Source organism: Flavobacterium sp. (genome assembly GCF_036405015.1).
Lineage (GTDB): Bacteria > Bacteroidota > Bacteroidia > Flavobacteriales > Flavobacteriaceae > Flavobacterium.
Window position 1 is genome coordinate 1 of record NZ_DASWYK010000235.1, and the last position, 16,294, is coordinate 16,294.

The following is a 16,294-nucleotide window of genomic DNA, read 5'->3' on the forward strand; positions in this document are numbered from 1 at the left end:
TGAAAAATAAGGCAAAGCCCCCTTTAACTTTTTCTACATTTTTCGTATCACATCCAAATATTAGTTGTTACATAACTAAAGATGAAAATCGATTTATTCCAGTTCTACCGAAGCAAAAAATTGTTTTATTCTTAAAGCTGATAATAACGTATTGCAGCTGTAAAGATTAAAATAAACACATCCTAAAACTTAGGAACACAGCATTAAATCACTGATTTTCATTTTTTTTTTAAAACTTTTTTTTAATAACATGCCTGCGATAAATATATAATGCTATCTTTGCTGTAATTGGTATTCTGCCAATGCTCACTCTGATAAGCAGATCTGTCCATCTTGTAAAATTTGTCCTCCCTTACTCTTCAGTTTAGGCATACAGCCGCCTTAATTTTTAAAACATTTTACATTATGAATATCTTTGTAGCAAAACTGGGGTTTGGAACCTCAGAGGATCAGGTGCGCGACGCTTTCGCAGCTTATGGAACAGTAACCTCTGTAAAAATAATTATAGATCCGTTTACAGGCCGCTCAAAATGCTTCGGTTTTGTTGAAATGCCTGACCAATCTGACGCTGAAAAAGCAATAAAAGGGCTGAACAACTCCAAACTGGACAGCCAGACTTTAGTGGTAAACGAAGCCAGACCTAAGCCTGATGTTTTGAACTACAGCTCCAACAGAGGTGCATCAAATTACTCAAAGGACAAAAGAAGATAGCTGCAATCTCTGGCAATGCTCTGATCAGACCAGCGGTCAAATATACATAGAGCTGATGCATAATGGCTGATACTGCTTTAAAAAGCTAAAACACTCTGGAGTAAAAGCGTATAGGTCTGTTGGTAAGAGACTCAAAGCTCTTTTATATTAATAGGAGCTTATAAACATTAAAAAGTGAGATTTAATTTTTTCACGTTATTACTATAATAAATTGCCTTGTTTCAGACACTAATCTGAAACCAATAAATCATAATGCTTCTAGCAGGCATGGAATTAGACTTTACCTTTTTTTTATAACAGGAATTATCTTTTTTTTTAAAATCAGAGCTGAAAACCTACCTGCGAAAGGCATCAGGTACAACTGCCGCTACTTTTTTATAATCATCAATTGTATGGCGGTTGCCAGCTAAATTATAAATTTAACATACTGCCATACATAATAATCATATTTACATGAAAAAATTTTCAGTACATGAGATCTGCACACATCTTCATGGCATAACTGACGGCAAAACGTCGGCAAGGGTATCCTCTGCTGGGAGCCCTGAAACTGCCCAACCACATCAGATTACTTTTATCGGAAACAAAAAATTTGAAAGGCTTTGGCCGAAATCCAAAGCTCTTGTTGCTGTTGTGGATAAGAATAGCGTCCTAGATCCCGGCCCCGGCAGGGCACTGATCAAAGTAGACAGTGTTGAGCTGGCTATGTGCCGAGTGCTTGAACTTTTCAGACCTGCGGCTGTCAGGTTTGAAAACAACATCCATCACTCTGCAGTAATCCATAAGTCCGCTGAAATAGGCGATCAAACAAAAATAGGAGCCGGCGTCTACGTAGGCGCAGGATGCAAACTGGAACATAATGTCACTATTTACCCTAACGTTACCGTGCTTGACGGCTGTTTTATCGGTTCTGGAACTGTTATATGGCCTGGGACTGTCATACGTGAAAACTGTCGCATCGGCCTAAGGACAATCATACATTCCAATGCTGTTATCGGTGCCGACGGGTTTGGTTTTGTGAAGTGTCCTGTTGAAGGACTCGTAAAGGTCCCCCATATCGGAAATGTTGTTATCGGTGATGATGTAGAAATCGGTGCGGGAGTCTGCATAGACCGCGCAAAATTCGCCTCAACTGTTATTGGAAATGGCTGTAAAATCGATAATCTGGTACAGATTGGGCATAACTGCATTGTAGGCGAGCACTGTATCATAGCAGGAAACAGCGGACTGGCGGGTTCTGTGAAACTTGGCAGAGGCGTGGTCATCGGAGGGGGAAGCAGCATTAAGGATCATGTCACACTTGGAGACGGAGCTACCGTCGGCGGCGGATCGGGAGTAATCTCCGATGTCAGTCCAGGTGATACCGTATTAGGATATCCTGCTCTTAAAGCTGCTGTTACTTTGAAACACTGGGCATCGATCAAAGAAAAAAAAAGTAATCCAATAGTTTAATTTAATACTGAAGGGAAATATGGCCGACTCATTTTTCAAAAAAGAAAATAACAAGAAAAAAGCTGTTCTTAAAAAGCAGAAAGCACTCAGGAAGCTTGAAAGAAAAACTAACAACCTCAAGGGCAAAGGCTTTCAGAGCATGATTATCTACGTGGATGAACATGGACATTTCACATCTATGGCTGCTGAAAGCCGCACGGTCAAAGAAAGCCACAAGAGAATGCTGTCCAAAGAACCAAAAACACCATCTGCTACGGGAAAGAACTAGATGCGTTATACTGCCGGCATGGTTGATGTACTGAGCACTGAGCTCTAAAAATTGACAGATACTCTATCATCAATAAAACCAAAGCGCTGAAATATGAAGCCAACGGGGATTTGATTATCTACCTGCAAAGCACCTCACCGGGAAAGGATAAAGAAAGCAATTGGCTTCTCTCTCCAAAAAATGAAAAATTCATGTTTGTTACTCCAAGTTATGGTCCAAAGCCTGATGTCATTAACGATATCTGGAAAATGCCCCTGCCTCAACCAGCAGGATAATTAGCTCGTAATAAAACTTTATCTAAGACAAAAAATGAGGATGCAAAAAAGGCGAATATGAAATGCAGATAATAAAGATTCCATGCATAATAAAAAAACACATGTCACCCAATAGCTTAATTCACCCAACAAATTTTCATTACTTAATTTTTCATGGCATCATGGCAAGTATTTTTATCATTAGCCTCTTTTTATAGCAGACTACTCTTAAAAATATATAATTTAACAAAAACTTACATAATTCCCATGTTTGACATGGGAATTATGTAAAAAATTAAATTTTATTTTGTTACAAATCCTGCATTTCCGCTCCTTAGGGTATATTGCAGTTAGAAACATGCACGGCATCAGCAAACCCTTAATTTGGAATTGAAATTGAAAAGCTGTAAATTTGATTTATGTTGAATTAACGCAAAAAATATGACCAAAAGGTTATTTAATCACATTTTGCTGGCAGACGACGATATCGATGACTGCGACTTTTTTGCCGAAGCAGTCAGGGACCACTTTCCTGATCTGAAACTCTCCATTTTGCATGATGGAGCCAAATTGATCAGTCTTCTTGAAAATCCCCAAACTCCTAAATCAGAACTGGTCTTCCTAGATCTTAATATGCCTATTATGTCTGGAGAGGAATGTCTTATAAAAATCAGAAATTCGGATGCCTTAAAAAAGCATATCATTATTGTTTTCAGCACCAGCAGCAATGCTGCGGATATCGAAAAAATGTATTCCCTTGGGGCAAATTATTTTATCACAAAACCAGTTGTATACAGCCATCTTCCTATTCTTATAAAAAAAGCATTATCTTTAGTGTCGCAGCCCGATAATCTCCAGCCAGCTTTTGAAAACTTCCACGTCAAGATATAAAGACTCCTTTGGGTCACTAAAAAATGGCGGAAAATTAATTAGGCACTGCAAATATCATACTGTGTGCTATTCAATTTTCACGTTAATCCAAGAAAAGTCGAATCCATTCATCATAAAAAAATAATGGATTTTAAACATTTCCGCCACAAAAGCCAAGACAGGTTTACACAAAATCTGCCAGTCAAAATTTTATGAAAGTATGAAAGAATGTTGCCTCATAATTTTCTTCCGTGCATCTATCTGCCTGCAAATTTTCTGCAGATATTCAAAATCGTCTGCAAAGCCAAGCACAATATAACATTAAAAGACCAAAGAAGCGTGGCTGCAATAGAAATAAGACAGCATGCCTAAATATTAAAATCCAATGTGAAATATCCTGCCGCCATCTTCAGAAGTCTCCCATTCCATTTCTATTACAGTTCCTGCCAGCTTTTTAAGATCTTTATAATTACTCGGCTTGACAGCATAAAAATCTGCTCCTTGTTCAAATGCTTTTTCGACGCTAGATCTCTCGCTGTCAGTGGAATAAATAATTATATTCACTTTCATGCCTGATCTGGTTTCCTTTCTGATCGTTTCAATGCAATGAACCATCTCTATGCCAGGCATACTAGTATTGATAAAAATAAAATCAGGAAAAATATCAGACAATTTAGATAACTGGTCTGTAAGCTGGTCTCTTGTGCTGATCTCTAGAATCTCAAATGGCTGATTTAGGGTCAGTAATGCCTCATGGAGCAGCATTCGGTCGTCCTCATCATGGTCAGCAATACATATAATCTTTTTGGAATTTTCAGGCTCGGGCATTATATTTAGTTTGTCAGGCAAACATAAAACTATAATCTAAGAATCTGCAGCCGCTTATATTTCTATAATCCTTTGTAAATTTTTAAAAAATGGAATTATATCCGTTATCCGGTTAATAATGTTTAAAGATAGTTCTACCACTATTATGAAACAATTAAAAGTAAAATAGTTTGACAATTTCCATGCTAAAAATGGGAATTATGTAATTTACTAGTAAGAATTTACGTTGAAAAGAATCAAATACTGATTTGACACCATTTCTGCCGTCAAATTTTACGGGTTCCAATTTAAATCAAATATTTTGTTCTCCTTATTATATACATTCTCTTAATTTGTTTTCAACTGCTGCTCAAAGGCTAACAATGCAATCTCATTTAGAAAATTTTTTATCATCTCATCATTATTAAAATCTTGCTCTTTCATTGAGCGATTTTTAGCTAATTCTAACCCGAATATTTTCTTTATAAATTCTGGAAGCATATTGAGAATATTTGCGTCAGCAATTACTTTTTCAGGAAAAAACAGCCTCGCAATTCTTTGTTTCATTAATACATCTGACAGCTCGTAAACCTCTGCTAAGCGATGGAATATACTATCACCTGCATTCTTTGCATAAATCCCTGACCCTGCATTTAAGGCCAGCTCACGCAATTCCGAAGCATATTTTTTCAAATAAGCTTTACAGTTTTCTTTTATCAGAAAATAATCATCATAATCAATTTTTCCTTCTGAAAAAAGCCTATGTGCATTTAAGCTTCTATCAATTGATCCGTCCATTGCTTTTCCAATCTCACGCTTTTTTATTTGATAGTCCTGCTGTCTTCCCTTATCAATCTCTTTCAATAAATCATTGGCTCTTTTGCAGAAAGAAACATCAATCTTGATATCCTGAAGAAACATCTGAAAACCCGCATTAATATAGTCAGCCCTGATTCTATATTTGCATTTTCCGGTACAATGATAGTAATAGTATTTCCTGCTCCTTCCCTGTGAAGAACTTCCTGTCAGTGTTTTTCCGCAATCTGGGCACAGCAGAATTCCTCTTAATAAATAGTTTTCATTAAGAACTCTTTTCTTTTTAACAAGTCTAGAGTTTCTTAGATTTCTTAAATTTTTTTGTACTTGTTCAAAAAGTGCCACTGATACAATTCCTGAATGCAGTCCGTCAATAATCCTGCTCTTTTCATTTCCTGTTTCAGGAATTTTGATCTGTCCGCAATAAATAGGATTTCGCACTAATATATAAAAGGCACTTCTGCTGCATTTTAAGCCTTTAGCCAAAGCCTCTTTATATATCTCTGACAGCGTAACTCTTTTTGCCTTAATTATTTCTTCAAACACTTCCCTAATTATAAAAGCTTCAGGGGCATAAGCAGCAATATACTTTTTCCCATCTGCTGTTATTTTATTCCTATATCCTAAAGGAGCCTTATTTATCCAGCGTCCCTCCAGTCTCGCTTTCTGAAGACCTAAACTTACGTTCCGGCTTTTCTTATCATTTTCAACTTCAGATGTGGCCAGATATACGGCAAGTATGATCTTGCTTTCGGGTATGGAAAAATCAATCGGCTGATCTATGGCTTGGAGCGATACTCCTAATTTTTGAAGTTTCTCAAGCATTATGTAGGCATCTGTGATATTACGGCTGAATCTGTCCCAGTATGTAAAAAGAATAGTTGTGGGAGAATTTTCAAGATATTTGATCTTTGTCATTAATTTATTCCACGCCGGACGGTTAAATGTTTTAGCCGAAAAATCCTCAAATATCGTTTCAGCAATAACCAGACTGTTATATTTACAGTAATGCACAAGCCGTTCTAACTGGCTGCGCTGGGAATATCCTTTTACAGCCTGCTCATCGGTACTAACTCGTATGTACAGATAAACCACAGGCATAAGCAGGTAGATTTTACGGGGAAATCATTATTATTTAAAACGTAAAATTTAGGAAATTATTAGATACGCAACATGCTAAATGTAAACTACATATACTTACAAGTTTATCAGTAAATTGTATTTTGAACAATAAAAATCTACCAGCCAGCATTAAAATAATCTTATATTTTAATCTGTGATTCTTGAAAAACTGCTAAATATACTACGTAGCATTGCTTCGTACAATACAGGAAACATCCTTGCAGAGGATCGGTACTTATACCTCAGATTTGTCATAAATACAACCCTCTAAACCGACTACACGGTTTGGAGGGCTACAGTCACCCCTTTTAAGCCCCTGGCTTATGCTTATGTGGCTTAAGCTCCGGATGCTTTTCCTTATTGGGTGGATTAACACGCGGTCTTCTATCGGGAGTACCGTCCTCTTTTTTAGGTTTCGGTCCCGGCTTAATGGCTTGAATTTCCATAGCAAACTGTTTTAGATTATTAAATAATTTGTTTGTACTCATCACAAATATTCTTAATAACTTTCATTCCATACTACGGAAAACCATAATTCGAGAAAGAAATAAACCAATTTTTAACTCCAATAGAACAACAAATCAATTAATTCATAGAGCCAAAGAAAGACAATTCCGTCTTAACTTAAAACATTCTTTTCAAATCCTCGATGATAGTTGTAGAATTGTATATTAGTTTATTGCTATAAACCACTTTAGTTTTTATAATTTTTGCATCAATCCCCAACAGGACATCTAAACCAAATTTACAAAGCCAATGGAAGACAGACCATTACATATAGAAAGCCAATCTCTTCAAATCATCTAAAAATGATGTTGTAATTTGTCCTGTCGAGGTCACAAAAAGCCAAATGGCGCCAATTGAAGACAATTGGCGCCTTTTTTTATTTATACTAGTAAATACGATAACTTCTAGTAATTTTTGTTTTTATTTTTTTTCTTTAAAACTAAGAGCTAGCTGCATCAGGGTATATATTTGAATAAAAAACAATACAAATAGTTAATTTATCATTCGATAACTTAACAGGATTCGAACACCTAAAAAATATGACTTTATAATATCTTATTTTTTTCTAGATGTATTCAATTTCAGAAAATGAAATCTCATTCTAAAATGATCCAATATTTCAAAATTATTTGAATTTCTCACTCTCATTTTTTCAATTATAATTGTTGCTAGACTAAAGCAAAAAAATGGTCTATTCCCGCTTGAACTATTGCCAAAATATGCTCTGGATGAAATGATAAATCTTTACGATATTCTGCCCCAATTATCATTTGACGTTGAAGATGTTTTTAAAATCATTTGTGGCATTGACCGTTCAAACGTAGAAATGGCAGAACTTCTGGATTTTTTCAGTAAGCAGACTGCTCAACAGAAGTATAATGATTATGATGGAGTACTGATAACAGCTTCAATGATTTCAAAATTAAAAAGTCTGATAAAACCTTAATAAAGAAAATAAGCGTTAATCCTGCTCCGCAGGATCGACGCTTATTTGTTATAAATGGAATTTAATATTTCTTTTTTATCAACACATTTGATACATTAACACATTATTCATTTCTTACCAAATAACGCCCCAATATATTAAAGTCTTACTCTTTTTGCTAATTGCTATTCCTTTTGAGTATCCATTTTGCCATTTATGAGGCATTTGTAGATTAGGTAGTAAATCGAAATTTACAAAATGATTTCCTGATTTAGCATCTAATACAAAAATATTAAAACTTTTATCTAGTTTCATGTTATTTTCATCTGTAGGGTTATAAACCTCAAAATTTGGTACAGGATACTTCATTTTATAGCAATCTTTATTTACCTGAAGTGAATCTAATACTTCAACCTTTTTTCTGTTTTCATAAGTATCTTTTGTTTCGAATCTATTAATTAAAAAAAGACACGAATCTTGGGATGTATATTTAGCAACAAAATGATATTTATTTAATATTGAATCAATTTTTAAGGAATCTACCTCATATTCGTATAGCATGAAACAAATATCGTTTTTCGCTTTATTTTTATTGTTGATAATTGTATACGGATATGCAAGAAGTTTATCTGGAAAATGAGAAGTTAAAATTTTGTCAAATTCACTTTTGCTTTTAACGTATGCATTAATATCTTCTTTACTTATTACTTGACCATTACAGCTCACGAACATAATCGTAATAAATAACAATCTTAAAAATATTGATTTCTTCATAATTAATTTAAGTTATTTAAACTTCTAATAGTATAATCCATATGGTCTGTAAAAAGACTGTACAAAATTTTGAATGCTTCTACAGCCATAGAATTTGTGGAACCTTCCGAAGGTGATTTTTGCCCATGCGGTGTTGTAAGGGTATACGTACTCTTTTCAATACTATTGAAATTCCCTTTAAAAATGGTTGTAGACACATCTGTCTTCTTGTTCAATTCATCAGGTTTAACATATGTAATTCTCGAATCACCTAATGGTTTTCCACCATCACTAAAATTATTTGTTATATTTTCACTCCTGTCAAAAGCTCCTTTTGATTCATACGTTCTCTCCACCATTTCAACTTGGTCAGCCATTTTATAGCCTTGCTTTTCTATAAATTTTTCTGGATTTTCAACTCTACTAGCCCCTAACTCCCTAATCTTATTAGCTTTTTCATTATTATTTCCAAACATATTGTCAGCTCCAAATCTATCATATTTTTTAGCATCTCCAGCTCCAATTTTATTTGCTGTTGTTTGAGTAAGCTTTGATTGACCTTCCACATGAACTACAGCTCCAGTTTCTCTATTAACAAACCAATCAGGAGGACGAGCCATCATACCATCGGGGTCAATAAAGTATACTGGATTATCAAGAGCGTAAACATATGGATTAAATCTACGAGATTTCTCTGCCAGCGGGTCAATGTTCATCCATCGACCAAGTGCTGGGTCATAATTACGTGCGCCATAGTCGTAGAAGTTAAGCCCAAGTTCGTCTTGGAGCTCCTTGCCATTGTACTTATACTTATAAGGTTTTGCAAATCTGCTATTAAGTGATAAGAACGTCCATATCTTTTAATCCTACCGGTTCAAATGTAATATTTTTCATTTTAAAAGATTCTTTTTTTGATTGAAATAAGCTGTTATTGCGTTAAAAGCTTTACTCATTGGTAGAGAACCTAATAACAGAGTATCACATTTAGTAGCTTTTCTGCCTCTTTTGGGGAAAGTCATATTCATTGCATGTCTTATGAGAAAAAATGCCAAAACAATTATTAGTTCTTCCATAGGTCTTGATTTTATATTTTCGTTTACAAATTGAAATAATGATTTCTTGATTGATGGTTACAACATGTAACTTTGCTTGCGAAAGTAATTTTGTGACATGAAAAAAAATAGGACACATAATTTTACATGCTCAAACAATAAAAAAATCAAGTCATTTATTTACAAATTGAAGAATCATTTTTACAAATAGTTGTTATCATTGGTAACATTCTCAAAATAAAAATCAGAATCAAGATCTAATTATAGAGCATAAAAAAAACCTATCAAATTAATGATAGGTTTACAATTTAACCGCTTTCTAAAGTCTGTTCAGAAAAAATTAATATTACTTTTTACTTGAACTTTTAGACGGTTTTAATGATGGTGTGTTTCCGGGAGTGCCCTTGTTATCACGCTGACGCTGGTCAGGCTTACCTGTTGATGTAGCTATTCTTTTTGGTCCGGTTTTAAGTCCCATCTTTTATAATTTTTATTGGTTATATATCTCAAATATAATCAATTATCAAATAGGATAAAATTTATTGATCATTTCACGTTGCTGCAAATTATTAACTTTAATATACTTCTCAGTAGTTCCAGGCCATTTATGTCCTGCGAGTTCTTGCGTTTTTTCAAGTGATATTTTCTTTTCATTAAGCCAGTTGCATATTACACTCATACGAATAGTCTTGGGATTAAGGTTACGATCAGGAAATAACATTTTAAGTGGCTCTAAAACAGCATGGATTCCATCAACCGAAATAGGCCTGCCAAGTTTGCCTAACAATAATGCAAAAGAAGTTCCCTTAAGTAACTTCGGACGCACTTCATTAATATATTCTGAAAATATGATCATCTGTTTATTCATTAATTCCATAGTTCTTTTCTTTTGATTTGTCGTTCCCTTGATATAAATCGTAGCTGCATCCAAATCAATATCCTGCACTCTTAAATTAACCAATTCCTGACTGCTGAGACCTTGATAGATCAATAATGATATCAAAACTTGGTTTCTGGAATCCAAGTGCTGATAGCGGTTTTCTCTTCCCAACAGCATTTGTAATTCTTCAGTGCTGAACAAATCCTGTACCTGAATCATCCGGTTATTGATCTTTTTGATTGTTAGATGTCTGCATGGATGATCGTTTCTATCGTCGCACATTACTAAATAATCATAATATTTTTTAATTGCGGATAATATTCGTACCTGATAATCGGTATTTGTCTGCGTTTTTCCGACCTCAGTCATATAATCTAAAATATCCTGATACTTAAACCTTTTGGCTTTTGGATTAACTTTTAAAAAATGATTGATTGTATACAGGTAGCTTGATGCTGTTTTTTCTGCTAAATTTTCTTTTAAGTACGTCTCTAATAATATTTTTGCCATGATCCTTTAAAAAGTGGTTACTGGTTTTGATCTCTTGTTCTTTATTGCATAGATATAGGTTGTATTTATTTGGGCATGGCCAAGAAACCCTCTTATAAACTCAATCCCGGCATTGTTTTGAGCCAAGTGATGTGCGATGGTATGACGCAGACAGTGAAGAGTAATTTGCTTTTGAATCAGTTCAAATCTATTGGTCTGCACGCTCATTTTCTTAAGCATATCGTTCATCTGTTCACCGTCCATACGTTTTCCTGAAGAAGTTACAAAAAGTGCTTCCTGTAATGCCTTACTCGACGGCAGTATTTTATAACGTTCTTCTATGTATTTCTTCAAGTGCCCTACAACAGCATCACTCATTGGAACATCACGCCTTTTACCGTTTTTGCCTTTTCGAACTACCAACATTCCTGTAGCAAATTGAACATCTTTTACATCCAAAGCTTCAATCTCTGCATTTCTTAGTCCACATCCGTAACCAACGGATAAAAGGGCACTCTCTTGATGATTTTCACAATATTTATACAGCATCTTTATCTCATCAACACTCAATGCATTTCGATGTTTCTTAGTGCCATGATCAGCGTACCCGGGAATATAAAAACTTTCATTGATTTCCTTATTTTCCAATAAACTAGTGAGAAACAACCCCAAGGTGAACAGATGGAATTTTATCGTTTTTTCTGAAAGTGTTCCAGAGCCTGTATGCTTTGGCCTTGAAATTAAATATTCATAATATTTGACAGACTCTTTGCTGGTTACTTTCTTTATGTCTCTTATTCCGGCGTCTTCTATCCAAATCAGGAATTCTTTTATTGGATTATAATAGAGATTTTTGCTTTTGCCTACTTTGTAATTTCTAACTGTTATAAAGCGATCGTAATTTTCAATTAGAATTTGAAATGACTCTGTATGTATTGTTTTATTCATAAACTTTATTTTAAATTTTTTAGTTTTCTTATGTTCTTTTTCTCATTCTTAGTGAGCCAGCGCTTTATTGCTTGTTCTTATTGGGCTTGTGTGCCCTTTTTAGCATTTTTACAGCTGTTTTAACTGATGGTTTAAGTTATCCTTGATTTCAGATTTTTTCTTTTCCATTGTGTCCCAATAGCTGATTATATATTTATAACCTCTATTAGGCGATCCCTCTGCAATCTGGATATATTCCATTTCCTGCAGCGCCTTGAAATAAGTATTGATTGGTGTGGCTGAAATTTTCATTTCCTCGCGGATTTCCCGCTGGGTAAACTTATATGTTGTTCCAGCTGGCTGTCTTTTAATATAATCTTTCAACTTTTCAAAAAACTGACGGATGTTCCCGCTAAGGTCATCCACTTTCATGATGATAGCATCAAAAAAGATTTCAACGGCAAGCTGGACATCTTCTTTTGTGGAAACAAGCCTTTTCTTTGAATCTGTTTTCCTTTGGTACTGATGAAGTAGGGTAATCTGGCAGATAAAATCCTGAAACTGCCCATTGAGACGTCTTAACATTCTAGCGTCAAGAGGAAGATCTATTTTGTCGGCATATGGATTTACAACATCATAATTTTTTAAAACCTTCATGCAGTTGCGCAGTATCTGTTGAGCTTCTAGTTCTTGGTCTGAATTGATATTTCCTGCCTTTCTCTGATTTTGCTGTCTGATGATCTTTAGTGTCTGCTCTTCGCTTTCATCTATACCCAAGACTATAGATCTACTTTCATTATCGTGATAAATTTCTGTTTTAGTTGTAGCAATAAGGCTTGCCAGACTTGCCTTAACAGTTTTATTCACTGTCTTTCTATTTTTTGACGCTGTTTTTTCAACCGTTGTTCTTTTTAACTGTTTAAAACTTTGAATTTCTCTCAGCGCCAATTCTGCGTCCTCGTCTAAACCGTCAAAATCCTGAATTACCAGCAACTTATTATTCAGCTGTTTATCGGTGCAGTAATATAAAGACTTACTGGTAAGACTGGTAGTATTGAATACTTCATTCTGCGGCATACATCCAGCAATTGAATTTATAAGATGGCTTTTGCCGCTTCCAGAACTTGCCTGTACCATAACATGCAGCGGATTTGACATTTTATAAGATGAAGCCGCAACAAATAGGATCTTCCTATTGTTCTCTTCCCCAATAATGCCACTCTGCTCTAACAGCTTATCAATATTTGCCATTAAGTTTCGTTTTTTAAGAAATTCAACTGCTTTTTCGTAAGCACTTGGTGTCAGCTCATTTTTTGAATTTTGCCCAAATCCTGAATTTGCTTCCTCATTTAAAAGCTTATCTCTGTAACATCTAATAAATCTGCCAATTTTGACAGATCTGATTCCAAAAGATCAGCATCAAAACTGTATTTATCTGAAAGTTCCTGGCATTGGTTCTCGACATTTCTGCTCTCAAACAAATCAATTTGAATCCTATGCCTCTTTACGTCACCATGTGCTGTAATCTGTAAAGCAATCTTCATGCTTGCTCTATGATTCGGCAGGTTTCCCATAATTTTATATGTTCCGGCTTTCCCATTAAATTCGATTTGATCGTTATCATTCACAGTCAAGGCTGTACAGGAATATTCTTTTTCCGGAACATTTTTGAGAAATTCTGTGATTCCTTCTGATCCATAATTAACCCACATGTCGTTCATACTATGTCCGTCTGGAAGCTGGATCGTTGTTATTAGTAATTCTGGTTTTATATTTTGTATTTGTGTCTGTATATTGTGCATGTGTTATCTTTTTATAATTATGATTTCTTCTAGTTCTTGTAATTGTTCTATGGCTTCCATATGCTGTGGAAGAAGCTGTCCATTGTGTAATGCCAAAACTGCATCTTTGTTTTCAAGAGCCTTAGACTGGATCAGGCTGGCTGCATCGATCACTGTTGGAACAACATAAAGTCTTTTGGTCAAAGCATGTGGATAAGCAGGATAAACACCATCTGCGTTTAGATAATCTTCTACTGGACTGTTCAAACCAAACCGCACTGTGAAATAATTCACAATAGTATTTTCTTTATCAAACAGTGGAAAAACAACACCATACCGTCCGAATACGGTATAGGCTGTCATAGTGCTTTTCTGCACGCCTGCATCGCTCTTTTTAAGCACGCCTAAGGCCTCAAATCTGTCCTTAAACTGTTGGTCTTTATTATGATGAAACTGTCCTGAATTAAAGCCTATTCGCAGTTCTGCGTAATCCAGTCCCAAGCTGTTCAGGTACTCTTTAGGCTTGGTTGCTTTTATACTTCTGATGCCTGTTTCAAAAGAGTGAAACAGATCTTCTAAGTTTTGCATATATATTGATTATTTATATGTATTTGACGTTGTTTTTTGGATGCAGGCATCCGCTTCGGGTATTTGACCGAATAATTGTTTTTATTGTATTAACCTGATTAATTGTATCTTAAATTGGAATACATTCTGGCATTATGGAATTGTACCCTTCACTGTTTCTCTTTTCTCATATTCGAATCTTCTCGTTTAACTGCTTTTTACTCTCACTGGATGTTTCTTATATTGAAAAAAAAATAAAAAGTTTAGGACAAAATGCTTCAGAAGTGAAAAAAAATTATGAAAAACAAAAATCTTATCAAATTGAAACGTTTTGCGAACCCCTGAAAACATTGGACATTTTTGTATATTTTTACATATTTTTGATCATTTTCAAATAGGAAAAATATTTTTATTTTTTTTTTACTGTCTCAATGATAGCAGGCTTTTTGCGTAATCATTAACTTACAAAATAAATTTCTAGACTAATGCTCTAAAAAAGTGGATTAGGTATTTTTTTTTCGTATAACTGATGTTGTTACATGTTTTATCTATTCCAACCCTTCGTTAATTTCCAGTACCAATTCATCCAAACCTGCCATGTTAAGTGACCTCTGATCGTCCCATATCTGGTAAAAATCTTGATATTTAAAGATTATTGGCAGCATCTCTTTACACTGGACTATCTTTTCCGGAATTGACGATAAGCTATTCCGAAATATTACCGAAACCTTATCGAAATAGTTAGTATTTCCAGTACACAAACAAGCTACGGTGTTGTCAAAAATGAACTCAGCTGCATATATGGGCGCAAATTCCAGAGATGTCAACCTGTTGTATGAACAGTCGAAAATACCACCCACTTCTGCAGGTGCGCCTTTTAATGTAGTTAAACTCAAACCCGAGCAGTTGAAATCACCGCTTACTTTATTGAATTTGAGTAGCAGTTCCGTTAAATAACCTGAAATATTAGGAAATTCAATATTCCCATATACATCTATACTTTGATCATTATTAATCACATAACGCCCTTTGAGTATAATCCAATATGTTCTGAAGATAATATCTATATCATTTTCTTGTGTAAAAATGTTATCTGGAAAAACGGCTTTTAAATTCATGTTATTTTAATCTACCTTAATCCATTATCTATTTCAAAAATCATATCTTCAAAATTTTGTCTATTAAAGGTACCATCTGGCGAGAATATGTCTGTATAATTCATATATTTAAACAAGATTGGGAGTGCTGGTAAATTTGACTTCAGGATTGCTGAAACAATTCGATTTGAATTATGTTTTTTTTCTTGCGTTTCGATCACAATTTTATTAACCTCACAGTTCTGACTGCCCATAAATAAAGAACCAATTCCGTCATCGAAAGATAATATGTCACCTATATATTCAGGACAGCCTATCAGATTTTTGAGTTTATTTCCTGAAATATGGAATGACCGTCCTATATAAGATGGGGCACCGCTTAAAGTGGTTAATCTATTTTTAAAAGCATAGTAACTTCCTGCTACTTTTTCTGGACCGCCATTCAAATTTTCTAACTGATTTAAAAATACATTGAAACTTCCGTTTAGGCATTTTGGCGATCCCAATAATGAAGTAAGCTCATTTTCATGGGAAGAGAAATCACCACCAACTTCGAGTGGTGCATATTTTAAGGATTTCAATTGATTCCCATAACAATTGAAATTCCCGGCGACATAAAATGGTGCACCTGATAGAGTCTGCAGCCTATTGGAACTGCAAATAAAATCCCCGCTTACCTTGCCAAATCTTAAAGGAAGTTTGCGAAGTGAAGAATGAGTTAGGTAAAAGTCACCATCGATATCAACCAATCCATTTTTGATTGAATAACTTCCCGCAATTCTTATATTGTACTTTTTTACTATACAATCCACCTCTTTTCTGGCTATCTCTTTTTTCTTACCCATATAAATCTAATTCTCAAGCTAATATATACTGCTTAGCAATCATATGCCAGTCTCATCACCGATATTTTTCTCTTTTTTGTGGATATCTTTTTTTTAGGACTATTCTCTTCCTTTAATGTCAAAATATAAAACACCAATCCACTTATGCTCAGTAGATATTGACTCTAAGTA

17 protein-coding genes are annotated in these 16,294 nt (G+C 34.7%); 6 read left to right on the forward strand and 11 right to left on the reverse strand.

Annotated elements, in window-relative coordinates:
* The first annotated feature begins 405 nt into the window (after positions 1-405).
* The 5 genes from VGE71_RS20235 to VGE71_RS20250 all read left to right on the forward strand — a co-directional run bounded on the left by VGE71_RS20235 (position 406) and on the right by VGE71_RS20250 (position 3,576).
* Entirely contained in the window at positions 406-711 is a 306-nt protein-coding gene (locus VGE71_RS20235; RefSeq protein ID WP_331139916.1) for an RNA-binding protein, read from the forward strand.
* Positions 712-1,164: 453 nt separating this feature from the next.
* Positions 1,165-2,163: a UDP-3-O-(3-hydroxymyristoyl)glucosamine N-acyltransferase gene (lpxD, locus tag VGE71_RS20240; RefSeq protein ID WP_331139917.1), complete on the forward strand. Its 999-nt coding sequence runs from the start codon at positions 1,165-1,167 to the stop codon at positions 2,161-2,163.
* 19 nt (positions 2,164-2,182) lie between these two features.
* Positions 2,183-2,431, forward strand: a complete 249-nt coding sequence (locus VGE71_RS20245; protein ID WP_331139918.1) for a hypothetical protein — start codon at positions 2,183-2,185, stop codon at positions 2,429-2,431.
* A 50-nt stretch (positions 2,432-2,481) separates the two neighbouring features.
* Positions 2,482-2,706 (forward strand): DUF1214 domain-containing protein, encoded by a 225-nt coding sequence (locus VGE71_RS23310; RefSeq protein WP_414656184.1) that lies wholly within the window; start codon positions 2,482-2,484, stop codon positions 2,704-2,706.
* 420 nt (positions 2,707-3,126) lie between these two features.
* Entirely contained in the window at positions 3,127-3,576 is a 450-nt protein-coding gene (locus VGE71_RS20250; RefSeq protein WP_331139919.1) for a response regulator, read from the forward strand.
* Positions 3,577-3,930: 354 nt separating this feature from the next.
* Here the strand turns inward: VGE71_RS20250 and VGE71_RS20255 are convergent, their stop codons facing one another.
* Together VGE71_RS20255 and VGE71_RS20260 are read right to left on the reverse strand one after the other, a co-directional pair.
* Positions 3,931-4,383 (reverse strand): response regulator, encoded by a 453-nt coding sequence (locus tag VGE71_RS20255; protein ID WP_331139920.1) that lies wholly within the window; start codon positions 4,381-4,383, stop codon positions 3,931-3,933.
* Positions 4,384-4,710: 327 nt separating this feature from the next.
* The gene (locus VGE71_RS20260; RefSeq protein WP_331139921.1) at positions 4,711-6,279 is read right to left on the reverse strand and encodes a recombinase family protein; all 1,569 of its coding nucleotides are present in this window, start codon (positions 6,277-6,279) and stop codon (positions 4,711-4,713) included.
* 1,261 nt (positions 6,280-7,540) lie between these two features.
* Between VGE71_RS20260 and VGE71_RS20265 the strand changes: the two genes are divergently transcribed.
* Positions 7,541-7,753, forward strand: coding sequence for a hypothetical protein (locus tag VGE71_RS20265; RefSeq protein ID WP_331139922.1), 213 nt, complete (start codon positions 7,541-7,543; stop codon positions 7,751-7,753).
* A gap of 114 nt (positions 7,754-7,867) precedes the next feature.
* Here VGE71_RS20265 and VGE71_RS20270 read toward each other — a convergent pair whose 3' ends face one another.
* From VGE71_RS20270 to VGE71_RS20310, 9 genes are all read right to left on the reverse strand, one after another.
* Complete coding sequence (locus VGE71_RS20270; RefSeq protein ID WP_331139923.1) at positions 7,868-8,506, reverse strand: hypothetical protein; 639 nt, start codon at positions 8,504-8,506, stop codon at positions 7,868-7,870.
* Positions 8,507-8,508: 2 nt separating this feature from the next.
* Positions 8,509-9,342 (reverse strand): RHS repeat-associated core domain-containing protein, encoded by an 834-nt coding sequence (locus tag VGE71_RS20275; protein ID WP_331139997.1) that lies wholly within the window; start codon positions 9,340-9,342, stop codon positions 8,509-8,511.
* 718 nt (positions 9,343-10,060) lie between these two features.
* On the reverse strand, positions 10,061-10,927 hold the full coding sequence (locus tag VGE71_RS20280; RefSeq protein ID WP_331139924.1) for a tyrosine-type recombinase/integrase: 867 nt from the start codon (positions 10,925-10,927) through the stop codon (positions 10,061-10,063).
* Between the two features lie 6 nt (positions 10,928-10,933).
* Positions 10,934-11,854 carry a tyrosine-type recombinase/integrase gene (locus VGE71_RS20285; protein ID WP_331139925.1) on the reverse strand — a complete coding sequence of 307 codons (921 nt, stop codon included), beginning with the start codon at positions 11,852-11,854 and terminating at the stop codon, positions 10,934-10,936.
* Positions 11,855-11,962: 108 nt separating this feature from the next.
* A complete protein-coding gene (locus VGE71_RS20290; RefSeq protein ID WP_331139926.1) occupies positions 11,963-13,084 on the reverse strand; it encodes a hypothetical protein in 1,122 nt (373 codons plus the stop codon).
* 98 nt (positions 13,085-13,182) lie between these two features.
* Positions 13,183-13,635: a hypothetical protein gene (locus tag VGE71_RS20295; RefSeq protein ID WP_331139927.1), complete on the reverse strand. Its 453-nt coding sequence runs from the start codon at positions 13,633-13,635 to the stop codon at positions 13,183-13,185.
* A 3-nt stretch (positions 13,636-13,638) separates the two neighbouring features.
* Complete coding sequence (locus tag VGE71_RS20300) at positions 13,639-14,202, reverse strand: hypothetical protein (protein ID WP_331139928.1); 564 nt, start codon at positions 14,200-14,202, stop codon at positions 13,639-13,641.
* 527 nt (positions 14,203-14,729) lie between these two features.
* Entirely contained in the window at positions 14,730-15,299 is a 570-nt protein-coding gene (locus tag VGE71_RS20305; protein ID WP_331139929.1) for a hypothetical protein, read from the reverse strand.
* 11 nt (positions 15,300-15,310) lie between these two features.
* Positions 15,311-16,123: a hypothetical protein gene (locus VGE71_RS20310; RefSeq protein WP_331139930.1), complete on the reverse strand. Its 813-nt coding sequence runs from the start codon at positions 16,121-16,123 to the stop codon at positions 15,311-15,313.
* Between the last annotated feature and the right edge of the window lie 171 nt (positions 16,124-16,294).